Source organism: Isoptericola sp. S6320L (assembly GCF_023015685.1).
Classification (GTDB): Bacteria; Actinomycetota; Actinomycetes; order Actinomycetales; family Cellulomonadaceae; genus Isoptericola; species Isoptericola halotolerans_A.
On record NZ_JALKAT010000024.1, the window covers coordinates 38,439 to 58,667 of the forward strand.

At 74.0% G+C, this 20,229-nt stretch carries 24 protein-coding genes; 7 read left to right on the forward strand and 17 right to left on the reverse strand.

The genetic code is table 11. The annotated features are described in order from the left end of the window. Positions 1 to 4: 4 nt before the first annotated feature. The 6 genes from MWU57_RS12900 to MWU57_RS12925 are packed head-to-tail and all read right to left on the reverse strand — an operon-like array spanning position 5 to position 4,991. Positions 5 to 877: a sulfurtransferase gene (locus tag MWU57_RS12900; RefSeq protein ID WP_374108553.1), complete on the reverse strand. Its 873-nt coding sequence runs from the start codon at positions 875 to 877 to the stop codon at positions 5 to 7. After that, positions 874 to 1,404, reverse strand: a complete 531-nt coding sequence (gene rimI, locus MWU57_RS12905; RefSeq protein ID WP_246909592.1) for a ribosomal protein S18-alanine N-acetyltransferase — start codon at positions 1,402 to 1,404, stop codon at positions 874 to 876. The genes MWU57_RS12900 and rimI overlap by 4 nt, the downstream gene beginning before the upstream one ends. Then, complete coding sequence (tsaB, locus tag MWU57_RS12910) at positions 1,401 to 2,141, reverse strand: tRNA (adenosine(37)-N6)-threonylcarbamoyltransferase complex dimerization subunit type 1 TsaB (protein WP_246909594.1); 741 nt, start codon at positions 2,139 to 2,141, stop codon at positions 1,401 to 1,403. The genes rimI and tsaB overlap by 4 nt, the downstream gene beginning before the upstream one ends. 33 nt (positions 2,142 to 2,174) lie before the next feature. Then, on the reverse strand, positions 2,175 to 2,738 hold the full coding sequence (gene tsaE / locus MWU57_RS12915; protein ID WP_246909596.1) for a tRNA (adenosine(37)-N6)-threonylcarbamoyltransferase complex ATPase subunit type 1 TsaE: 564 nt from the start codon (positions 2,736 to 2,738) through the stop codon (positions 2,175 to 2,177). Continuing rightward, complete coding sequence (alr, locus tag MWU57_RS12920) at positions 2,735 to 3,949, reverse strand: alanine racemase (RefSeq protein WP_246909598.1); 1,215 nt, start codon at positions 3,947 to 3,949, stop codon at positions 2,735 to 2,737. The genes tsaE and alr overlap by 4 nt, the downstream gene beginning before the upstream one ends. A gap of 13 nt (positions 3,950 to 3,962) precedes the next feature. After that, complete coding sequence (locus MWU57_RS12925; protein ID WP_246909600.1) at positions 3,963 to 4,991, reverse strand: pseudouridine synthase; 1,029 nt, start codon at positions 4,989 to 4,991, stop codon at positions 3,963 to 3,965. Between the two features lie 81 nt (positions 4,992 to 5,072). On the opposite strand from MWU57_RS12925, the gene MWU57_RS12930 reads away from it, so the two are divergent. From MWU57_RS12930 to MWU57_RS12940, 3 genes are read left to right on the forward strand one after another with little or no spacing between them, the layout of a single operon-like run. Continuing rightward, positions 5,073 to 5,687: a redoxin family protein gene (locus MWU57_RS12930; RefSeq protein ID WP_246909602.1), complete on the forward strand. Its 615-nt coding sequence runs from the start codon at positions 5,073 to 5,075 to the stop codon at positions 5,685 to 5,687. 4 nt (positions 5,688 to 5,691) lie between these two features. Continuing rightward, a complete protein-coding gene (locus tag MWU57_RS12935; protein ID WP_246909604.1) occupies positions 5,692 to 6,543 on the forward strand; it encodes a cytochrome c biogenesis CcdA family protein in 852 nt (283 codons plus the stop codon). Then, positions 6,540 to 7,022 carry a glutathione peroxidase gene (locus tag MWU57_RS12940; protein ID WP_246909605.1) on the forward strand — a complete coding sequence of 161 codons (483 nt, stop codon included), beginning with the start codon at positions 6,540 to 6,542 and terminating at the stop codon, positions 7,020 to 7,022. Before MWU57_RS12935 ends, MWU57_RS12940 begins: the two co-directional genes overlap by 4 nt. A 28-nt stretch (positions 7,023 to 7,050) precedes the next feature. Here MWU57_RS12940 and MWU57_RS12945 read toward each other — a convergent pair whose 3' ends face one another. After that, positions 7,051 to 7,581 carry a MarR family winged helix-turn-helix transcriptional regulator gene (locus MWU57_RS12945; protein ID WP_246909606.1) on the reverse strand — a complete coding sequence of 177 codons (531 nt, stop codon included), beginning with the start codon at positions 7,579 to 7,581 and terminating at the stop codon, positions 7,051 to 7,053. A gap of 36 nt (positions 7,582 to 7,617) precedes the next feature. Between MWU57_RS12945 and MWU57_RS12950 the strand changes: the two genes are divergently transcribed. Further along, positions 7,618 to 8,367 (forward strand): SDR family NAD(P)-dependent oxidoreductase, encoded by a 750-nt coding sequence (locus MWU57_RS12950; RefSeq protein ID WP_246909607.1) that lies wholly within the window; start codon positions 7,618 to 7,620, stop codon positions 8,365 to 8,367. Here the strand turns inward: MWU57_RS12950 and MWU57_RS12955 are convergent. After that, positions 8,354 to 8,890, reverse strand: coding sequence for a GNAT family N-acetyltransferase (locus MWU57_RS12955; RefSeq protein ID WP_246909608.1), 537 nt, complete (start codon positions 8,888 to 8,890; stop codon positions 8,354 to 8,356). The two genes, MWU57_RS12950 and MWU57_RS12955, sit on opposite strands and share 14 nt — an antisense overlap. 18 nt (positions 8,891 to 8,908) lie before the next feature. Continuing rightward, entirely contained in the window at positions 8,909 to 10,450 is a 1,542-nt protein-coding gene (locus MWU57_RS12960) for an NAD(P)H-hydrate epimerase (RefSeq protein WP_246909609.1), read from the reverse strand. A 45-nt stretch (positions 10,451 to 10,495) separates the two neighbouring features. Here MWU57_RS12960 and MWU57_RS12965 point away from each other — a divergent pair, with 45 nt between their 5' ends. Then, entirely contained in the window at positions 10,496 to 11,551 is a 1,056-nt protein-coding gene (locus MWU57_RS12965) for a TIGR03560 family F420-dependent LLM class oxidoreductase (protein ID WP_246909611.1), read from the forward strand. Positions 11,552 to 11,632: 81 nt separating this feature from the next. Here MWU57_RS12965 and MWU57_RS12970 read toward each other — a convergent pair whose 3' ends face one another. The 3 genes from MWU57_RS12970 to glmS form a co-directional block, all read right to left on the reverse strand. After that, entirely contained in the window at positions 11,633 to 11,983 is a 351-nt protein-coding gene (locus tag MWU57_RS12970; RefSeq protein ID WP_106267256.1) for a holo-ACP synthase, read from the reverse strand. Then, entirely contained in the window at positions 11,980 to 12,357 is a 378-nt protein-coding gene (locus MWU57_RS12975) for a pyrophosphatase (RefSeq protein ID WP_246909613.1), read from the reverse strand. Before MWU57_RS12975 ends, MWU57_RS12970 begins: the two co-directional genes overlap by 4 nt. Positions 12,358 to 12,468: 111 nt before the next feature. Continuing rightward, a complete protein-coding gene (gene glmS, locus MWU57_RS12980; protein WP_246909615.1) occupies positions 12,469 to 14,376 on the reverse strand; it encodes a glutamine--fructose-6-phosphate transaminase (isomerizing) in 1,908 nt (635 codons plus the stop codon). Between the two features lie 100 nt (positions 14,377 to 14,476). On the opposite strand from glmS, the gene coaA reads away from it, so the two are divergent. Continuing rightward, positions 14,477 to 15,496 carry a type I pantothenate kinase gene (gene coaA, locus MWU57_RS12985; RefSeq protein WP_374108554.1) on the forward strand — a complete coding sequence of 340 codons (1,020 nt, stop codon included), beginning with the start codon at positions 14,477 to 14,479 and terminating at the stop codon, positions 15,494 to 15,496. Here the strand turns inward: coaA and MWU57_RS12990 are convergent. The 5 genes from MWU57_RS12990 to rplM all read right to left on the reverse strand — a co-directional run bounded on the left by MWU57_RS12990 (position 15,482) and on the right by rplM (position 19,456). Beyond that, positions 15,482 to 16,171: a DedA family protein gene (locus MWU57_RS12990; RefSeq protein ID WP_243400921.1), complete on the reverse strand. Its 690-nt coding sequence runs from the start codon at positions 16,169 to 16,171 to the stop codon at positions 15,482 to 15,484. The genes coaA and MWU57_RS12990 overlap by 15 nt on opposite strands. A gap of 179 nt (positions 16,172 to 16,350) precedes the next feature. Beyond that, on the reverse strand, positions 16,351 to 17,025 hold the full coding sequence (locus MWU57_RS12995; RefSeq protein ID WP_374108555.1) for a peptide deformylase: 675 nt from the start codon (positions 17,023 to 17,025) through the stop codon (positions 16,351 to 16,353). Next, entirely contained in the window at positions 17,022 to 18,383 is a 1,362-nt protein-coding gene (gene glmM, locus MWU57_RS13000; RefSeq protein WP_106267262.1) for a phosphoglucosamine mutase, read from the reverse strand. The genes MWU57_RS12995 and glmM overlap by 4 nt, the downstream gene beginning before the upstream one ends. A gap of 102 nt (positions 18,384 to 18,485) precedes the next feature. Further along, positions 18,486 to 18,974, reverse strand: coding sequence for a 30S ribosomal protein S9 (gene rpsI, locus MWU57_RS13005; RefSeq protein WP_106267264.1), 489 nt, complete (start codon positions 18,972 to 18,974; stop codon positions 18,486 to 18,488). A gap of 32 nt (positions 18,975 to 19,006) precedes the next feature. Next, positions 19,007 to 19,456 carry a 50S ribosomal protein L13 gene (gene rplM / locus MWU57_RS13010; protein ID WP_106267266.1) on the reverse strand — a complete coding sequence of 150 codons (450 nt, stop codon included), beginning with the start codon at positions 19,454 to 19,456 and terminating at the stop codon, positions 19,007 to 19,009. 273 nt (positions 19,457 to 19,729) lie between these two features. Here rplM and MWU57_RS13015 point away from each other — a divergent pair, with 273 nt between their 5' ends. Then, on the forward strand, positions 19,730 to 20,143 hold the full coding sequence (locus tag MWU57_RS13015; RefSeq protein WP_106267268.1) for a DUF5709 domain-containing protein: 414 nt from the start codon (positions 19,730 to 19,732) through the stop codon (positions 20,141 to 20,143). Positions 20,144 to 20,229: the final 86 nt, after the last annotated feature.

Sequence of the window (20,229 nt, forward strand, 5' to 3'; positions counted from 1 at the left end):
GGGGTCAGGCGGTGGCGACCGGGCGGGCCGGGTCGTTCGACCACTGGGACCACGACCCGGGGTACAGGGCCGCCGCGACGCCCACCGAGGCCAGCGCGGCCACCTCGTGCGCCGCCGTCACGCCGGAGCCGCAGTAGACGCCCACCGGTCGGTCGGCCGTCGCGCCGAGCGTGGCGAACCGTTCCGTGAGCTCCGCCGCCGGGCGGAACGTCCCGTCGTCGGCCAGGTTGCCGGCGGTGGGGGCCGAGACGGCACCCGGGACGTGGCCCGCCCGGGGGTCCACCGGCTCGACCTCGCCGCGGTACCGCTCGGCCGCCCGCGCGTCGAGCAGGACACCGTCCCTCGCGAGCTCCGCCGCCTCGCCGGCGTCCAGCACGGGCATCCCGCCGGGGCGCACGACGACGTCGCCGCGCTCGCGCTCGACGGAGCCCGCCTCGAGCGGGTGGCCGGCCCGCACCCAGGCAGCCAGCCCGCCGTCGAGGATCTGCACCTGCCGGTGCCCGAACCAGCGCAGGAGCCACCAGGCTCGCGCGGCGGACGTGCCGCCGACGGCGTCGTACACGACGACGCGCGAGCCCGTCCCGATCCCCCAGCTCCGTGCTGCCTCCTGGAAGGCGGTCGCCGACGGCAACGGGTGGCGTCCCTCGGCCGGCGACGGCGGCGCGGCCAGACCGGTCTCGAGGTCGACGAACACCGCACCCGGCAGATGCCCGGCCTCGTACTGCTCGCGGCCGTCGCTCCGGCCGAGCTCCCAGCGCACGTCGAGCAGCACCGGCGCACCACCGGCCGGGTCCTCCAGCCCTCCGAGCTGGAGGTCCGCCGCCAGCGTGGCGACGTCGACCAGGACCTGCTCGCGCGCCGCGGGCCCTCCGCTCACGCGGCGTCCCCGGGCGCCGTCGAACCCGTCTGCGACTGCGCCAGGTCCATCCGCATCGTGAAGGCGTCCTTGTCCTCGGGCTGGTAGTAGCGCTTGCGCACCCCGAGGCGCTCGAACCCGAACTGCTCGTACAGGGCGATCGCGTGGGCGTTGTCCACCGCGACCTCCAGGAACAGCGCCCGGGCGCGCAGCTCGCGGGACCGGTCGACCAGCGCCTGCAGCAGCAGCCGCCCCACCCCGCGGCTCTGGTACCTCCGCGCGGTGCCGAGGGTCATCACCTGCGCCACCTCGCCGTCGAACCACAGGCCCGCGTACCCGATCACGGGTCGCCGCCCGAGTCCGTAGCGCTCCGCGGCGTCGGCGGGCTCGGCCACGACGTACCACCGGCCGAGGCCCGCGAGCTCGTCGGCGAGCATCCCGTACGTCCACGCGCCCGCCCCGAAGAGCTCGCGCTCCAGCTCGAGAACGCGGTCGAAGTCGGCGCTCTCCAGGGGTCGCAGCCGGACCTCCAGCGCGTTCTGGGTCATGCCGCGCCTCCGGCGGTGGACTGCACCCGCTTGGCTCCGGCCGGCTCCTGCACGTCGGGGCGGCGCAGGTACAGCGGCTCCGTCGGCAGGTCAGCGCCGGCCGCGCGCCGGGCGAGCGCGACCCGCGCCAGCACCGTCGCGTCCGGGACCAGCGGGGCGTCGTCGGCGGGCGGCAGGTCCTCGGGGTAGAGCGCTGCGCCCTCGCCGACGACGCCGAGCCGCGCGCCTGCCTCGGTGGGGGCGTCGAGCTGTGCCGTGGCCACCTCGGCCGCCTTCTGCACCTCCGGTCCGTGGAGCGTCTCCAGGACGGGCACCCCGTGCGGTCCCTCGTGCGCGACGACGCGGTAGCGCGCCCAGTAGACCTCCTTGCGGCGGGCATCGGTCGCGGCGAGGACCTCGTCCCCCGGCCGCAGGCCGAGGTCCGCGACCGCCTGCACCGCCAGGGCGTCGATGCTGGGCACGCCGAGGACGTCGATGCCGAGGCTGAGCGCCAGCGTGCGGGCCGTCACCAGCCCGACGCGCAGCCCGGTGAAGGGAGCCGGTCCGGTACCGCCGACGACTGCGGTCAGGTCCGTGCGTTCGAGGCCGGCCTCGGCCAGGACCTCGGCGATCAGGGGTGCGAGCGACTCGGCGTGCCGGCGGCGCTCGGTGGACGTGCGCGCGGCGAGGCGTGCGCCGTCGTCGTCCACGAGTGCGACGGCCACGGCCGCGGAGGTGTCGAGAGCGAGAACTGCCACGCCCCCAGCCTACTGACGGCCGAGGTAGTACCGCTACGGCCGAGGTAGCAGCGCGGAGCGCACCACCGCGGCGAGGTCGACGCCCTCCCACCGCGCGCCGATCCCGCGCAGCACCGCGTGCCGTGTGCCGGCCTCCGCGTCCACCTCGAGGTCGTCGCCCACACCGCCCCGGGGGCGCTCGAGGTCGATCTCGAGCCGCTCGTCGGTGAGCGCCTCCGCCAGCCCGCGGCCCCACTCCACCACGGTCACCGACTCGTCGAGCGACGAGTCGAGATCGAGCGCGTCGAGCTCCGACAGGTCGCCGAGCCGGTAGGCGTCCACGTGCACCAGGGCGGGACCCGAGGCTCCGTCGGAGCCCGTCGACCCCGGCAGCGGCGGGTGCTCGCGCGCCACGATGAACGTCGGGGAGGCCACCTGCCCCCGCACCCCCAGCGCGGCACCGAGCCCCTGGGTCAGCGTGGTCTTGCCCGCACCGAGGTCACCGGTGAGGATCACCAGGTCCCCGGCCCGCAGCACCCCGGCCAGCGCCGCGCCGAGCGCCCGCGTGGTCGCGGCGTCCGGGAGGTCGGTCTCGGTCTGCACGACGACGTCGCTCACTGGTGCACATCTCCTTCTGACACGTAGACCCTCGGCACGCGCGCACCGAGGCGGGTGACGATCTCGTAGCTGATGGTGCCGGCGGCGTCGGCCCAGTCCTGGGCGTTGGGGACGTCGGCGCCGTGCGCGACGCCGTCGGACGAGCCGAACAGGGTGACCACGTCACCGGCACGTTCCGCGGCGTCCGGCCCGAGGTCCAGGACGAGCTGGTCCATGCACACGCGGCCCGCCACGCGCAGCACGCGAGCGCCCGGCCCCTGCCCGACGGCGACGGGCCCGCCCGGTCCGGCGGACCCGCCCGAGGCATGGCGCGGCACCCCGTCGCCGTAGCCGACCGGTACGAGCCCGACGGTGGTGTCCTGCGACGTGGTGTACAGGTGCCCGTAGGAGACGCCCTCCCCCGCAGCGACCTGCTTGACGTTCGCCAGCCGGGACCGGAACGTCATCGCCGGCCGGAGCCCGTGGTCGCCCGGCACGCCGAGCGCGGGGCTGGGTGCGAACCCGTACACCGCGATGCCGGGACGCACGAGGTCGTAGTGGAGCTCGGGGAGGGTGAGCGTCGCGGCGGAGTTCGCCAGGTGGCGCACCTCGGGTCGTAGACCCGCGTCGCCCGTCACGGCCAGCGCCGCGTCGAAGGCGGTCGCCTGCCGCGCGATCGAGGGATGTCCCGGCTCGTCGGCGCACGCCAGGTGGGAGAAGACCCCGACGACGCTCAGCTCGCCGGAGGCCTCCAGGGCCGCGGCGCGCCGCGCCACCTCCGGCAGGTCGCCGGCGGCCACACCGCCCCGGGACAGCCCCGTGTCCACCTTGAGGTGCACGCGTGCCGCCCGGCCCGCCGCCCGGGCGCCGGCGGCCACCTCGTCGAGCGCCCAGGGCGCCGCCACGGTGACGTCGACGTCCGCGCGGACCAGGTCGGCGAACGGCGCACCCGGGGTCAGCAGCCAGACCAGGACGCGCACGTCGGCACCCGAGAGGCCGGCACGCAGCGTCAACGCCTCGGCGGCCGTGGCGACGCCGAGCCAGGTGGCCCCGCCCGCGAGCGCCGCCCGCGCCGCGGGCAGCATCCCGTGCCCGTACCCGTCGGCCTTGACGACCGCCATGACGTCCGACGACGGCGCGTGGCTCCGCAGGGCGCGCAGGTTGTCGCTGATCGCGTCGAGGTCGACGACCGCCTGTGCCGGCGTGCCGTCGTCGAGGGGCGGGAGGTTCACGACGGCGATTCTCTCACCACTCGGACAGCGCCCGCCGGGACGTGAACAGCCGTGGCTCGCCGGTGAGCGGGTCGTCGAAGGCCAGGGACCGTGCCAGGAGCTGCAGCGGGCGCTCCGGGTCGTCCGGGGCGTCCGGTCGTAGCTCGGGCCAGAACGGGTCGTGCAGCAGCGGCAGGCCGAGCGAGGCCATGTGCAGCCGGAGCTGGTGGGTCTTGCCGGTGCGGGGCCGGAGCCGGTAGAGCCCCAGACCTCGCTCGTCGTCGCGGGCCACCAGGTCGATCCACGACTCGGCGTTCGGCTCGCCGGGCACCTCCTCGGCCCGGACCACACCGCGGCGCTTGACGATGCGTGACCGCACCGTGCGGGGGAAGCCCTGCTCGCCGTCGTGCGCGCCGCCGTCGTCCGGCGGGAGCGGCGCGACCGCCTCGTAGACCTTCTCCACCCGGCGTTCCTGGAAGACGAGCTGGTAGGGGCCGCGCACCGCGGGACGCACGGTGAGGACGAGCACGCCGGCCGTGGGGCGGTCGAGGCGGTGCGCCGGGACGAGGTCGGGCAGGTCGAGCGAGCGGCGCAGGTGGGTGAGCACCGTGCGGGTGACCCAGCGTCCGCGGGGCATCGTCGCCACCAGGTGCGGCTTGTCGACCACGAGCAGGTCCTCGTCGCGGTGCAGCACCTCGATCTCGGCCAGACCGGGCGCCTCCGGTTCGCCCGACGGCGGGTCGCGGTACAGGTAGAGGAAGCCGCGCGGTTCGTAGGGCGTGGTCGGGGTGACGACCGTGCCGCCGCCGGTGACGACCTCGCCGGCCGCCACCTTCTCGCGCAGCCGGTCGGCGTCGTCGGGGAACCTCGTGAGCAGGTAGTCGAACGCCGTACGGTGGCGCGCGGCCATGGCGGCGTCGTGCGGCAGCACGAGACGCGTCGGGTTGAGCCCGTCCCGCACCGGCAGCGGGGGGACGTGCTTGCGGGGTCCGCGACGCGGTGGCGGGTCGGAGGGTGGCGCGTCGGGGGGCGGCGAGTCCGGGGGTGGCGGCACGCGGGACATGCGGCCATTCTCGCGCGCCGTCACCATCCCGTAAGACGTCCGGGGGTCCCGCGGAGCACCTTGCCGGGCAAGACTGGGTGCATGACGCGCCGACCTCTTCCCGCCGCCCTGGCCCTGGCCACCGCGCTCGCCCTGTCCGGGTGCGCCGCCGACGACCCGGCGCCCGCAGCCGGCACCGCGACCGCGGACGAGATGGCGAGCGACACCGCCACCGACGACATGGCCGACGAGGACATGTCAGAAGAGGACATGTCAGAAGAGGAGATGGCCGAGGACGACATGGCCACCGAGGCGGTGCCCGCGGTCTACGACTTCGCCGCGACCACCCTCGACGGCGAGGAGTTCGACGGGGCGTCGCTCGCCGGTTCCCCGGCCGTGCTGTGGTTCTGGGCACCGTGGTGCCCCACCTGCATCATGCAGATCCCGGCCGTCACCGGCCTCGCCGAGGAGTACGGCGACGACGTCGCGGTCGTCGGCGTGGGCGGGCTCGACGACGCCTCGGCCATCAGCGAGATGGCCGAGGAGAACATCGCCGGGATCACCCACCTCGTCGACGACGCCGGGGAGGTCTGGCAGCACTTCGGCATGACCCAGCAGTCGACGTTCGTGGTGCTGGACGCCGACGGCGAGATCGTCGCCGAGGGCGTGCTCACCGAGCCCGAGCTCGAGTCCGCCGTCGCCGACCTCGCCGGCTGAGCCGGTGCTCGACGACGGAGCGTTCGCGCTCGCCCTGGGTGCCGGCCTGGTGGCGGCCGTGAACCCCTGCGGGTTCGCTCTGCTGCCCGCCTACCTGGCCACGCTGGTACGCCCCGACGACGGCCGCGCCTCCGCCGTCGGGCGCGCGCTGCGCTCGACGGCGGCCCTGACGCTCGGCTTCGTGGCGGTCTTCGGGGTGTTCGGCCTGGTGGTCGCCCCCGTGGCGAGCTCGGTGCAGCGCTGGCTGCCCGCCTTCACCCTGGTGCTGGGGGTCGTCCTCGCGGCCGCCGGCGTCTGGGTGATGGCCGGTCGCGAGCTGCCCGGGCTGCGGCTGCTGCGTACCGGCAGCGGCAAGCCGCTGACGGACCGCTGGTGGTCGGTCGTCGGGTTCGGCGCCTCGTACGCGCTGGCCTCCCTGACGTGCACGATCGCCCCGTTCCTCGCCGTGGTCGTCACGGCCTTCCGCGCCGGGTCCGTCGCGCAGGGCGTCGCCCTGTTCGCCACCTATGCCGCCGGGATGGCGCTGCTCGTCGGGACGGCCGCCGTCGTCGTCGCGACCGCCGGGGCCGGGGTCGTGGGGCGGGCGCGCGGCGCCGGACCGGTCCTTGCGCGGCTCGGCGGGGCGATCCTGCTGGTCGCCGGCCTCTACGTGGCCTGGTACGGGTTCTGGGAGCTGCGGGTGCTGGCCGGCGGCGCCGGCGCGGACCCCGTGGTCGAGGCTGCGGCGTCGGTCCAGCGCTGGCTCGCCGAGGCCGCTCAGGGCGTCGGGTGGGTCGGGCTGCTGGTGACCCTGGTCGTCGCCACGGGGCTCGGGGCGTGGTGGCACCGCCGTCGGCGGGCGAAGATGGACGCATGAGCCTCTACGACATCCCCTTCGACCGCATGGACGGCACGTCCGCCACCCTGGCCGAGCACCGCGACGAGGTGGTCATGGTGGTCAACGTCGCCTCGCGCTGCGGTCTGACGCCCCAGTACGACACCCTCGAGCAGCTGCAGCAGAAGTACGCGGACCGCGGCTTCACCGTCGTCGGGTTTCCGAGCAACCAGTTCCTGCAGGAGCTGTCGAGCGACGAGAAGATCGCGGAGTTCTGCTCCACCACCTACGGGGTCACCTTCCCGGTGGTGTCGAAGGTCAAGGTCAACGGCAGGAACGCGCACCCGCTGTACGCCGAGCTGACCAAGACCCCCGACGCGGGCGGGCACGACGGGCGCATCCGCTGGAACTTCGAGAAGTTCCTCGTGCTGCCCGGCGGCGAGGTGCGCCGCTACTCCCCCAAGACGGTCCCCGACGCCCCCGAGATCATCGAGGCGATCGAGGCCCACCTGCCGAGGTAGTGCGGTCCCCGCCGAGGTAGTGGTCACGTCAGCCGACGTCGTCGCGCCCCGGCAGCGAGTCCAGCAAGGCTCCGAGGAGGCGCCCGAGCGCGTCCCGCTCGTCGGCTCCGAGGACGCCGAGGAGCCGCTCCTCGTGCTCGAGCAGCTCGCGCACCGCGCGTTCGACGACGGCGTGCCCCTCCCCTGTCAGCGTCACCGCGACCGCCCGGCGTCCGGCGTCGGACGGCGCCCGCGCGACCAGCCCGTCGCGCTCTGCGCGCGCGACCCGCTGCGAGACCGCCCCGGCGGTGACCAGGGTCTGGGTCGTGAGCTCACGCGTGGTGAGGGTCCAGGGCTCACCGGAACGACGCAGCGTGCTGAGCAGGTCGAGCGTCGCGCCGTCGACGCCGAGCCGGGCCAGCGTCCGACGGCGTTCGTCGGCCAGGCGCTTGGCGGCTCGCCACAGCGGCGTGATCACGCCGATCGACGACGTCGGCACCCCGGGCAGCTCGCGGTCCCACGCCGCAGCGATCTCGCCCGCCGGCAGGGCCGCCGTCGCGTCGAGGGGGTAGTCAGACACCTCGTCCTCCTCTATGTTTAGATCTAAACATAGCCGATGAAGGAGGAGCACGTGGGCCGTCAGGTACTGATCACCGGGGGCTCGGGCGGCATCGGCCGCGCGATCGCCCGCCACTTCGTCGACGCCGGGGACGACGTCGTCATCACCGGGCGCCGGCCCGGGCCGCTCGACGCGGCCGCCGCGGAGACCGGTGCGCGGGCAGTCGTGTGCGACGCCGCCGACCCCTCCGCCGTCGACGCCCTCGTCAGCGGGCTCGACGCGCCCCTCGAGATCGTCGTCGCCATGGCGGGCGGCAACACGGACTTCGACCGGCCGTCCGAGGCCGCCTCCACCGACCCGACGCTCACCGACGTCGCCGCATCCTGGCGCGCCAACCTCGACGCCAACCTCGTGAGCACCGTCCTGACCGTCACGGCCGCCCTGCGCATCATGGGCCCGGGCGGCACGATCGTCACCGTGGGATCGATCGGCGCCGAGTACGCCGGTGGCTCGTACGGGGTGGCGAAGGCCGCGGTCCAGGCATGGACCGCCGGGCTCTCGGCGCAGGTGGGACCGCGCGGCATCACCGCCAACTGCGTCGCACCGGGATACATCGAGGGGACCGACTACTTCCGCGGTCGACTCACCGACCAGCGCCGCGAGCGCCTGGTCGCCGCCACGCACGACAAGCGCGCCGGAACCCCCGACGACGTCGCCGCCCTCGTCGCGTTCCTCGCATCCCCCGGGGCGCGACACCTCACAGGCCAGACCCTGCACGTGGACGGCGGCGCGTTCACGACGCGTTGAGGTCGGCCGCCAGGAGCAGCCCTGCCCCGCCGGCGAACGTGACGCCGTGGAACGACGCGGCTCGCGCGACCTCCCGGAACCCCCAGCGCTCGTGCAGCGCGATCGAGGCGGCGTTGCGGGCGTTGACCACGTAGAACGCCCGGGCCGCACGGCCTGCGATCCATCCCATCCGCGCGGCGGTCAGCGCCGTCGCGACCCCGCACCGCCGCCACGCCGGGTGCACCGTCACCCCACCGAGATAGTGCCCGGCCGGGGCGACGCCGTCGGACCGCGGGTGCAGGTGGGTCTTGGCCCAGCCGACGACGGCGGCACGCTCGTCGTCACCGTCCGCACCGGTCTCGGCGACCAGCACCTGCCGCCCGCTGTCGAGGATCGCCGCGCGGATGCCGTCGAGGAGCAACGTCTGCCCCGCCGCGTCCTGGACCCGCTCGACCGCCGGGAGGTCGTCCACGGTCGCGACCCGGACCGCCACCGCGGCCGGCGTGCCGTGCCGGTGCGGTGCGAACTCTGCGAAGGCTCCCATGGCGTGGCGACCGTCGCGCTACGCCTGCGCGACCAGCGACGCGACGGTCGCGGGCAGGGCGTCGGCCACGTCGAGCGCGGCGACCGGACCACCGGGGTTCGCCCGCTCCGCCGCGCGCCCGTGGACCAGCGCCGCGGCCGCCGCGATCTCGGCCGCGAGCTCGGGCCGCTCGACCACCTCGGCCGAGCGAGCCGCGAGCATCGCGCCCAGCAGCCCCGCCAGCACGTCGCCGGCCCCGGCCGTGGACAGCCAGGCGGGCGCGTCGGCCTGGGCGTACGCCCCCGACGGCCCGACGACGACCGTCACCCCACCCTTGAGCAGCACCGTCGCGCCGGTCAGCTCGTGCGCCCGGCGCGCCCACCGCAGGGGTGCGGCCTCGACGTCGCGGCGGTGCACGTCCTCGCCGTGCCGCCGCAGCAACGTCTCCAGCTCGCCGGCGTGCGGCGTCAGGACGAACCAGGGCGGGCACGGAGGCTCCAGCAGGGACAGCCCGCCGGCGTCGACCACAGCGGGCGTGGCTCCCTGCGACATCCCGCCGAGGTCTCCCCGCGCCGCGGCGAGCCCGCCACCGCCCCGGCCGTGCTGCCCGTCGTCCTCGTCCGACGGCGGCACCCCCGGACCGACCACCCACGACTGCACGCGGCCGGGCGCGACGACCACCTCCGGTCGGGCGGCCAGCACCGCGTGCCCGACGGCACCCGGCCCGCGGTAGCGCACCATCCCGGCGCCCGCCCGCACCGCCGCCGACGCCGAGAGCACGGCGGCCCCCGGGTACGTCGACGTCCCGGCGACCAGGCCGACGACGCCGCGGCTGTACTTCTGGTCCGTCGGTCCGGGCACGGGCCAGGCCCGGCCGACGTCGACCGCCTCGAGCCGGCGGAGCGCCGGTGCGCCCTCGAGCGACAGCCCGATGTCGACCACCGTGAGCTCGCCGACCAGGTGGGCGGCGGGCGGCAGCAGCAGTCCGGGCTTGGCCGCGCCGAAGGTGACCGTGCGGTCCGCGGGCAGGACGGGGCCGTCGACCGTGCCGTCGTCGGCCCCGATCCCCGAGGGGAGGTCGACGGCGACCACCCGTGCGCCCGAGCTGCGTCTCCCACCCCTGGCGTCGGTGAGGGCGGTGACGAGGTCGGCGGCCGGTCCGCGCAGCGCCCCGCGGGCGCCGATCCCGACCATCCCGTCGAGCACGACGTCGGCGCTCGCCGCGTCGGCGGCCACCGCCGCGGTGCGGGCCGGGTCGGCGAACAGCTCGACGACGCGGCCGCCGGCCGAGCGCAGGGCGGCCAGCCCACCGGTGTGCGCCCGCTCCGAGACCAGCACGGCCGTGACGGCCAGGCCCCGGCGCGCCAGCACGCCACCGGCGTGCAGCGCGTCGCCCCCGTTGTTGCCGGCTCCTACCAGGAGCACGACGCGAGCGCCGCGCAGGTGCCGGCGTCGGGCCCGGAGGTCCGCCAGGACCTGCATCGCGAGCGCGAACGACGCCCGTTCCATCAATGGTTCGCCGGCCTCCAGCAGGGGCGCCTCGGCAGCGCGGACGTCGGCAGCGTTCCATGCCTCGATCATGGTCCGAACATACGCGGCGCGGCCGGACCGCATAGGCTCAGGACCATGCGATTCGGACTCTTCATCCCGCAGGGCTGGCGCATGTCGCTCACCGACGTGCCCCCGGAGCAGCACTGGGAGACCATGCTGTCCCTCCTTCACTACGCGGACAACGCGGCCGCCGGCGAGGCCGTCCCGGGCGGCGAGTTCGCCTGGGAGTCGGTGTGGGTGTACGACCACTTCCACACCGTCCCCGTGCCGAGCACCGAGGCGACGCACGAGGCGTGGGCCCTCATGGCCGCGTTCGCCGCAGCGTCCCAGCGCGTGCGCCTCGGCCAGATGTGCACGTGCATGGCCTACCGCAACCCCGCGTACCTGGCGAAGGTCGCGTCCACCGTGGACGCGATCTCGGGCGGACGCACCGAGATGGGCATCGGCGCCGGCTGGTACGAGCACGAGTGGCGCGCCTACGGCTACGGGTTCCCGAGCGCCGGCGACCGGCTCCGGGCCCTGGACGAGGGCGTGCAGATCATGGAGCGCATGTGGCGCACCGGCTCGTCCGGGACGTTCGACGGCCAGTTCTACCAGGTCGACGGCGCACTGTCCTACCCCCAGCCGCTCCAGCAGCTGCCGGTCGGCGACGGCGGCGCGCAGGTCCCGAGCATCCCGCTGTGGATCGCGGGTGGCGGCGAGAAGAAGACGCTGCGCATCGCCGCGGAGCACGCCCAGTACACGAACTTCTCGGGCAGCCCCGAGGAGTTCCAGCACAAGTCCCAGGTGCTGGAGCAGCACTGCCGCGACATCGGCCGGGACTTCGGCGAGATCACCCGGTCGGCGAACTACAACGTGGTCATCGGCGAGAACCAGGCCGAGATCGACGACAAGCTCGCGTGGATCGACGCCCACTTCGCCCAGTACGCGCCGGGCGACCAGGGCCACCGGGAGAGCTCGCTCTGGCGCCACGGCCTCATGGTGGGCACCCCGGAGCAGATCGTCGAGAAGCTCCAGGAGCTCCAGAACCTCGGCATGACCTACGCGATCACCTACTTCGCGAACGCGGCGGGCGACCGGGAGCAGATCGAGCTGTTCCAGCGGAAGGTCATCCCCGAGCTCCAGGGCTGACCCACGCCGGGTGCCGACCCTGCCGTGGCGGCCCGTCTGTCTCCACGGACGGGCGTCACGGCATGGTCGGCATCAACCCGGTCACCCCTCGGCGACGACCATCGCCGAGGAGATCCCCGCGTCGTGCGAGATCGACAGGTGCCAGTGCCGCACCCCGAGCTCGTCGGCACGCGCCTGGACCGTGCCGCGCAGCTCCACCTCCGGCGGCCCGCCCACCACGCGATGCACCGTGGCGTCGTGCCAGTGCAGGGTGCCCGGCGCCCCGAGCGCCTTGGCGATCGCCTCCTTCGCGGCGAACCGCGCCGCCAACGACGACGCCGGCAGGTCCCGCTCCGCCTCGGTGAAGAGCTTCTCCCGGAGCCGCGGGGTGCGCTCCAGCGTGGCCATGAACCGTGCGACGTCGACGACGTCGATCCCCACCCCGACGATCACCGACGCACCCCGTCCTCGTCCTGCGGCTCCACGAGATGGCGGAACCGGAACCACTTGCGCTCGAGCTCGGCCTCCAGGTCGACGTCGAACCGGCGGGCGACCAGCAGCAGCTGCGCGAGGACGTCCGCCAGCTCGGCCCGGAACGCGGCGTCCACGGCACCGGCTCCCTCGCCGCGGTCGCGCGAGCGCCCCGAGCGTGCCAGGTAGGCCTGCGTCAGCTCACCGACCTCCTCGTGCAGCTTGAGCACGAGCCAGTCGTCGGACCGGGGGATGCCGAACCGGCGCTCGTAGACGCGCGAGATGATCTCGACCTCGTCGGCCAGGGCCCCGAGCGTGGTCGGGCCGCCCGCGGGGCCGTCCTGCGCGTCATCCATGGTGTCGATCATGCCCTGCGGATCACTCGTTCTCGTCGTCGAGCGACCCTGCCGCTCTGCTCCAGGCGGATCCCTCCTCCGTCGGGCTCCACCCTCCGCGACGCCTCCGCGTCACTCGACGGTGACGGACTTGGCGAGGTTGCGCGGCTGGTCGACGTCGAGCCCCTTGGCCGTCGCGAGCGCCATCGCGAAGATCTGCAGGGGCACCACGGCGAGCAGCGGCTGCAGGAGCGTGGGGGCCTTCGGGATCCAGAAGACCTCGTCGGCGTACTTGCGCACCTCGTCGTCCCCGTCCTCGGCGATGACGAGGGTGCGCGCCCCGCGGGCCCGGATCTCCTGGATGTTGGAGACCACCTTGGAGTGCAGCTGGTCGCGCCCGCGCGGCGAGGGAACGACGACGAACACCGGCTGGCCCTCGTCGATCAGCGCGATCGGGCCGTGCTTGAGCTCTCCGGCCGCGAACCCCTCGGCGTGGATGTACGCGAGCTCCTTGAGCTTCAGCGCACCCTCCATCGCCACCGGGTAGCCGACGTGCCGCCCGAGGAACAGCACCTTGTCCGCGTCGGCCATGGACCGCGCCGTGGCCCGCACGTACTCGCCGCGCTCGATGACGGTCTGCACCTTGCGGGACATGTCGCGCAGCTCGTCGAACGTGGCCGCGATCTCGTCGGGGAACTTGTTGCCGCGCAGCTGCGCCAGGTACAGGCCGAGCACGTAGGCCGCCGTGATCTGGGCCAGGAACGCCTTGGTCGAGGCGACGGCGATCTCCGGTCCGGCGTGCGTGTACAGCACCGCGTCCGACTCCCGCGGGATCGTCGACCCGTTGGTGTTGACGACGGCGATCACCTTGGCGCCCTGCTCCCGGGCGTGGCGCACGGCCATCAGCGTGTCCATCGTCTCGCCCGACTGCGAGATCGCGACCACGAGGGTCCCGGCGTCCACGATCGGGTCGCGGTAGCGGAACTCGTGCGCCAGCTCGACCTCCACCGGGATCCGGCACCAGTGCTCGATGGCGTACTTCGCCACGTGCCCGGCGTAGGCGGCCGTCCCGCAGGCCACGACGATGATCTTGTCGACCGCCCGCAGCAGGGACTCGTCGATCCGCAGGTCGTCCAGCACGATCCGCCCGGAGGCGTCCGTCCGCCCCAGCAGGGTGTCGGCCACCGCGTGCGGCTGGTCGTGGATCTCCTTGTCCATGAAGGACTCGAAGCCGCCCTTCTCGGCGGCGGCGGCGTCCCAGTCCACGGTGAACCGCTTGCCCTCGGCGGGTGCGCCGTCGAAGTCGGTCACCTCGACCGTCGTCGGCGTGATGGTCACGACCTGGTCCTGGCCGAGCTCCAGCGCCTCCTTGGTCTGCGCGACGAAGGCCGCGACGTCGGACCCGAGGAAGTTCTCCCCCTCGCCGAGGCCGACCACCAGCGGCGAGTCGTGCCGGGCGCCGACGACGGTGTCCGGCGCGTCGGCGTGGACGGCCAGCAGCGTGAACGTGCCGTGCAGGCGCCGCGCGGTGGCCGCCATCGCGGCGGTCAGGTCGCCGGCGGCGCGGTACTCGCGGGCCAGCAGGTGGGCGGCCACCTCGGTGTCCGTCTGGGACACGAAGGTCGCGCCCTCGGCGGCGAGCATCTCGCGCAGCTCGCTGAAATTCTCGATGATTCCGTTGTGGATGACGGCGAGCCTCCCGTCGTCAGCCACGTGCGGGTGGGCGTTGCCGTCGGTCGGTCCACCGTGCGTCGCCCACCGTGTGTGCCCAACGGCGGCGGTGGCAGCCGGGAGCGGACGCTCGGCGAGCTCGGCCAGCAGGTTGGCCAGCTTGCCGGCCTTCTTGGCCGAGGTCACCTCGGCGGAGCCCGGCCCGACGAGCGCGACGCCCGCGGAGTCGTACCCGCGGTACTCGAGGCGCCGCAGGCCCTCTAGCACCACCTCGAGCGGGCGGTCCGACGCCCCGTCCCCGGCGGCCGAAGCCTGCTCGACGCGATTTCCCGACGGCCCCAGGCCCGCATATCCGACGATGCCACACATGCGCGGGAGTCTACCCAGGCCCGCGCCGGGCCGGTCGTCCGCCGAGCGCAGCCGGTCACGGTTTGCGTCGCCGGTGGGTGCCTCGGGCAGAATCGACCAGGTGACCTCCTCGTCCGCGACGTCCGTCCCCGGCAACGGTGATCCGACGTCGCTCCCTCCCTTGTCGGAGCACCTCCCCCGGCTGGCGCCGGCCTCCCCCTACGTCGACTTCGACCGGACCGCCTGGAGCGGCCTGTCGGAGCAGACGCCGCTGCCCCTCACCGACGAGGACGTGGCCCGCCTGCGCGGCCTGGGCGACCCCATCGACCTCGCGGAGGTCGACGCCGTCTACCGGCCCCTGTCGCGGCTGCTCAACCTGTACGTCACGGCGACCGCGGGCCTGCACCGTGCCACGTCGACGTTCCTCGGCGAGGAGCCGCCCCGCACCCCGTACGTCATCGGCGTCGCCGGTTCGGTCGCGGTCGGCAAGTCGACGACGGCGCGCGTGCTGCGCGAGATGATGGCCCGCTGGCCGGAGACGCCGAACGTCGAGCTGATCACCACCGACGGCTTCCTCTACCCCAACGCCGAGCTGGAGCGGCGCGGCCTGCTGGAGCGCAAGGGCTTCCCCGAGTCGTACGACCGCCGCGCGCTCATCCGCTTCCTGTCGCGCGTCAAGGCGGGCCAGCCGGAGGTGTACGCCCCGGTGTACTCGCACGTGGTCTACGACATCGTCCCGGGCGAGGAGGCGGTGGTGCACCGGCCCGACGTCCTCATCGTCGAGGGCCTCAACGTGCTGCAGCCGGCACGCTCGCTCTCGGCCACCGAGCCGACGGTCGCGGTCAGCGACTTCTTCGACTTCTCGATCTACGTCGACGCCCGCACCCGGAACATCCGCCAGTGGTACGTGGACCGGTTCCTCAAGCTGCGCCGGACGGCGTTCAGCCGGCCGGAGTCCTACTTCCGCCGCTACGCCGACCTGTCGGACGCCGAGGCCACCGCGCGGGCGCTGAGCATCTGGGAGTCGATCAACGCCCCGAACCTCGAGCAGAACGTCCTGCCCACGCGGGGCCGCGCCACGCTCGTGATGACCAAGGGCTCCGACCACTCGGTCCAGCGGGTGCGCCTACGCAAGCTCTGAGGGTTCGTCGGCGTCAGGCACCGCGACCGGGACCTGGTTGCGCATCTCCTCCAGGACCTCCTCGCGCGGGGTGAACGCCTGCACCACCCGGTCGACGACGAGACCGAGCAGCCCGCCGCCCACCACGCCCACGACCATCGCCAGCAGCGGGTCGTGACCCAGCACCTCGGCAGCAGCGATGCCGATCAGCGTCGAGTAGGCCGCCCAGAGCACCGCGGCGACGCCGGAGAACGTCATGAACCGCCGCTGCGGGTAGGCGAGCGCCCCGGCGGTCATGTTCACGGCCACCCGGCCGACGGGGATGTAGCGGGCGGCGATGATGAAGACGGCGCCGCGTCGGGCCAGCGCCCGGCGCGCCCAGGCCACCGTCTTGCGACCCCGTGCGCTGCGCATCCCGGTGAGCCGTTCGGTGCCGTACCGGCGGCCGAGGACATAGGCGACCTGGTCGCCCAGCCAGGCCCCGGCGCCCGCGACGGGGATGATGAGCCACAGCCACGGGACCCCGGTGGCCTGGGCGGAGATCACGAGGGTGACGAGGACGGACTCGCTGGGGACCGGCGGGAAGAAGCCGTCGATGAAGGCCGAGGCGAACATCGCGGGATAGATCCAGACGGAGGCGGCGATCTCGAGGATCCAGGCCTCCACCTGGCTCAGCATCATGGTGATTCCCGGCACGCGGTCCCTCGTTCGTCAGCCGGCCCGGCCGGCGGCGGCATCGGCGCCGTACGGCGCGACGGACACCAGCGTAGGGCCCCCGCGCGGCCCGAGACATCAGGGATGCCCCCCGTCCGACCCTGAGCCAGGAACGTTCACGCGGGTTTCACAGCATCTGTCCAGCGTCCGCCGCCGGCGGGTCAGGGCAGGGTGAAACCGAGGGCCGCGGCGGCCGGCGCCGGGTCGGGCGAGGCGGACCAGAACCGTGCGAGATTGGCGTTCGACGTGAGCGACCGGGACTCGGCACGGTCGAGGTAGAGCTCACCGCGTAGGTGGTCCGTCTCGTGCTGCACGATCCGCGCCGGCCAGCCGGTGAGCACCTCGTCGAGCGCGGCCCCGGTCTCGTCCTGGCCGGTGAGGCGCACCTGGCGCGGCCGCGCGACGACGGCCTGCCAGCCGTCCACCGACAGGCAGCCCTCGTAGAACGCGACGCGCGCGCCCGGGGTGCCGTCGTCGGCCACGGCCTCGTAGCGCGGGTTGACGAGCACGCGGTAGGGCAGCGGCGTCCGCTCCCGCTCGTCGCCCGGCATCCCCGCGTCCTCGCAGACCGCGAGGGCCAGGCCGATGCCGACCTGGGGCGCCGCCAGGCCGACGCCGGGCGCCGCCCGCATCGTGCGCCGCATGGCCTCCAGGAGACGCGGGAGCTCGTCGCCGAGCTGGCCCGTGTACGGCGCCGCGGACGCGCGCAGCACCGGGTCGCCCGCCTGCACGATCGGGAGCACCCCGGGCGCCTCCGGCCGACCGAACGCGACGTCGAGCACGTCGGCGACGGCGTCCGCCAGCGCCGGCACGACCTCGCCCGACCACGGGCTCACAGGCTGAGGCGTTCCCGCACGACGGCGGCGAGCGTCTCCGCGACGCCCTCGGCCTGCGTCTGGGTCGCCGCCTCCACCATGACTCGCACGACGGGCTCGGTCCCCGACGGGCGCAGCAGCACGCGGCCGGTCTCCCCGAGCAGCGACTCGGCGTTCTCGACCGCGATGCGCAGGTCCTCGTCCGAGTCGGTCCGCGCCTTGTCGACGCCCTTGACGTTGACGAGCGTCTGCGGCAGGCGCGGGATCTCGGTGGCGAGGTCCGCCAGCCGCTTGCCCGTCGCCTTGATCCGGGCGGCGAGGTGCAGCGCCGTGAGGACGCCGTCGCCGGTGGTGGCGTGCTCGGCCAGGATGATGTGGCCCGACTGCTCGCCACCGAGGCCGTAGCCGTGCGCCCGCATCTCCTCCAGGACGTAGCGGTCGCCAACCCCAGTCTGGACGGTCCGGACCCCGGCGTCCCGCATGGCCAGCAGCAGGCCCAGGTTGCTCATGACGGTGACGACGAGCGTCTCCCCCGGCAGCCGGCCCTCGTCCTTCAGCGCCTTGGCGAGGATGCCGAGGATCTGGTCGCCGTCCACGAGGACACCGCCGTGGTCCACGGCGAGGCAGCGGTCGGCGTCCCCGTCGAAGGCCACGCCGAAGTCGGCCTCGGCGGCCACCACGACCGCCTGGAGCTGCTCGGGGTGGGTGGAGCCGGCCTTCTCGTTGATGTTGCGCCCGTCCGGGCTGGCGTTGATCACGACGACGTCGGCACCCGCCGCGCGCAGCGCGTCCGGCCCGACCTGGCTCGCCGCGCCGTTGGCGGCGTCCACCGCGATCCGCAGGCCCTCGAGCGGCCGGTGGTCCGGCGTCGTCCCGATGCTGGCCGTCAGGTGCTCGACGTACTGCTCGGCCGCGATGCCGGTGTCGACGCGCATCCGCCCGACGTCCGCACCGATCGGGCGCTCCCAGCCGTTGCCGAGCACCGCCTCGATCTCGTCCTCGACGCTGTCGTCGAGCTTCAGGCCGCCGCGGGCGAAGAACTTGATGCCGTTGTCCGGCATGGCGTTGTGCGAGGCGGAGACCATCACCCCGAGGTCCGCGTGCATCGCGCTGACCAGGTAGGCGAGCGCCGGCGTCGGCACCACGCCGAGGTCGACGACGTCGACGCCGGAGGCCGCCAGGCCCGCCGAGACCGCGGCGGACAGGAACTCGCCCGAGGCGCGCGGGTCACGCCCGACGACCGCCTTCGGCCGGTGGCCGGGCATGGAGCGGGAGCCCAGCACGTGGGCTGCGGCGCTGCCGAGGTCGAGCGCGAGCTCGACCGTCACGTCGCGGTTGGCGAGGCCACGGACACCGTCGGTGCCGAAGAGTCGTGCCATCAGTTGTCGTCCTCTCGGGTGGGCGCTCGGACGATCGTAGTGCGTCCGGACATGCGGACGGCCCCGCCGGTGTACCGACGGGGCCGTGCGCGAAGCGACAGATCAGCGCTTCGAGTACTGCGGGGCCTTGCGGGCCTTCTTGAGACCAGCCTTCTTGCTCTCCACGGCACGCGGGTCGCGGGTGAGGAAGCCGGCCTTCTTCAGAGCGGCACGGTTCGCGTCACGGTCGATCTCGTTGAGCGCACGCGAGATGCCCAGGCGCAGCGCGCCGGCCTGGCCGGAGGGGCCACCACCCGTGATGCGGGCGACGACGTCGAAACGCCCCTCGACCTCGACCAGCTTCAGCGGGTCGTTGACCAGCTGCTGGTGCACCTTGTTCGGGAAGTAGTCCTCGAGGGTACGGCCGTTGATCTTCCACTGGCCGGTGCCGGGGACGAGGCGCACGCGCGCCACGGCCTCCTTGCGGCGACCCAGGGCCTGGCCCGGGGCAGTGATGGACTGACCGCCGTTGGCCACGGGGGCGGCGGTCTCGGTGGTGTAGTTGCTGGGCGTGTTCTCGTCCAGCTCGGTGTCGACAGTGGTGTCAGCCACGGTGTTTCCTTCGCTCGGCATCGGGCAGCGGCTCAGGCCTGCTGCGAAAGCTGGGTGATCTCGAACGGCTGGGGCGTCTGGGCCGCGTGCGGGTGCTCCGCACCGCGGTAGACCTTCAGCTTCATGAGCTGCTCGCGCCCGAGCGTGTTCTTGGGGAGCATGCCGCGCACGGCCTTCTCCACGGCTTCCTCGGGGTTGTTCTCGAGGAGGTCGCCGTACTTGACGGAACGGAGGCCGCCCGGGTAACCGGAGTGGCGGTAGGCGAGCTTGTCCTCGCGCTTGTTGCCGGAGAGGGCGACCTTGTCCGCGTTGATCACGATGACGAAGTCACCGCCGTCGACGTGCGGCGCGAAGGTCGGCTTGTGCTTCCCGCGCAGGAGCGTGGCGACCTGGCTGGCCAGGCGGCCCAGGACGACGTCGGTCGCGTCGACGACGTACCAGTCGCGCTGGATGTCGCCGGGCTTCGGGGTGTACGTACGCACGGTTCGTAACCTTTTTCGTGGTCGGTGTCGTCGGGCGAGAAGCGGCGCCCGATGAGTCAGATGTTGTGCGCGGGGCCCCAGGTCGGCGTCCTGGCCTTGTGCCGTCGAACGGTGGGAACGTCGACGGCACGGGACGCCGGGGCATAGCACAACGACTGGTCAGTCTAGCGGCACGCCGTCGTGCCGGTCAAAGCGACCTGCGTCACGGCCTCCGGGAGCTCCGCAGCCCGGCGCCGGGCTGCGGACTGGGCCGTCCAGGTGCACCGTGGGGTCATGACCGAAGACACGCCAGGGACACGATCTGACCCCGAGCTCGCGGCCGAGGGCGACGGCAACCAGCTCTCCACGGAGGACACGCTCCTCGACCGTGGCACCCAGGACGCGCTCGACGAGGGCTACTCGCCGCCGGAGCGTCCCCGCCGGAACCACTGGGGCGAGACGTCCTGGGAGGAGACCCACGGCGAACCCCTGGACCAGCGCCTCGCCGAGGAGGAGCCCGACGTGTGGGAACGGGACCCGCTGGACCGGCCCGACACCGCCCGGGCCGGCCGCCTCGTCGAGGACGACGACGCCGACCCCAACGCCGACGGCGCGCGCGACAACGACGTGTACGGGACGGACGCCGGGATCGACGGCGCGGGTGCGACCGCCGAGGAGGCCGCCGTCCACTGGGTCGAGGAGCCGTGAGCCGGAGCGTCGCGCAGGGTGGCGGCCGAGGAACGAGGCCGGCGCCCGCAGCACAGCGCAGGCCCACGGCGACCACCCGCGCCGAG

Coding starts and splice junctions, on each gene's coding strand:
- MWU57_RS12955 (WP_246909608.1), bottom strand. CDS start 8,890: ATGGGAGCCTTCGCAGAGTTCGCACCGCACCGGCACGGCACGCCGGCC.
- MWU57_RS12965 (WP_246909611.1), top strand. CDS start 10,496: ATGCGATTCGGACTCTTCATCCCGCAGGGCTGGCGCATGTCGCTCACC.
- MWU57_RS12930 (WP_246909602.1), top strand. CDS start 5,073: ATGACGCGCCGACCTCTTCCCGCCGCCCTGGCCCTGGCCACCGCGCTC.
- MWU57_RS12940 (WP_246909605.1), top strand. CDS start 6,540: ATGAGCCTCTACGACATCCCCTTCGACCGCATGGACGGCACGTCCGCC.
- rimI (WP_246909592.1), bottom strand. CDS start 1,404: ATGACCCAGAACGCGCTGGAGGTCCGGCTGCGACCCCTGGAGAGCGCC.
- glmS (WP_246909615.1), bottom strand. CDS start 14,376: ATGTGTGGCATCGTCGGATATGCGGGCCTGGGGCCGTCGGGAAATCGC.
- MWU57_RS13015 (WP_106267268.1), top strand. CDS start 19,730: ATGACCGAAGACACGCCAGGGACACGATCTGACCCCGAGCTCGCGGCC.
- MWU57_RS12925 (WP_246909600.1), bottom strand. CDS start 4,991: ATGTCCCGCGTGCCGCCACCCCCGGACTCGCCGCCCCCCGACGCGCCA.
- glmM (WP_106267262.1), bottom strand. CDS start 18,383: ATGGCACGACTCTTCGGCACCGACGGTGTCCGTGGCCTCGCCAACCGC.
- MWU57_RS12950 (WP_246909607.1), top strand. CDS start 7,618: ATGAAGGAGGAGCACGTGGGCCGTCAGGTACTGATCACCGGGGGCTCG.
- MWU57_RS12960 (WP_246909609.1), bottom strand. CDS start 10,450: ATGATCGAGGCATGGAACGCTGCCGACGTCCGCGCTGCCGAGGCGCCC.
- MWU57_RS12975 (WP_246909613.1), bottom strand. CDS start 12,357: ATGGATGACGCGCAGGACGGCCCCGCGGGCGGCCCGACCACGCTCGGG.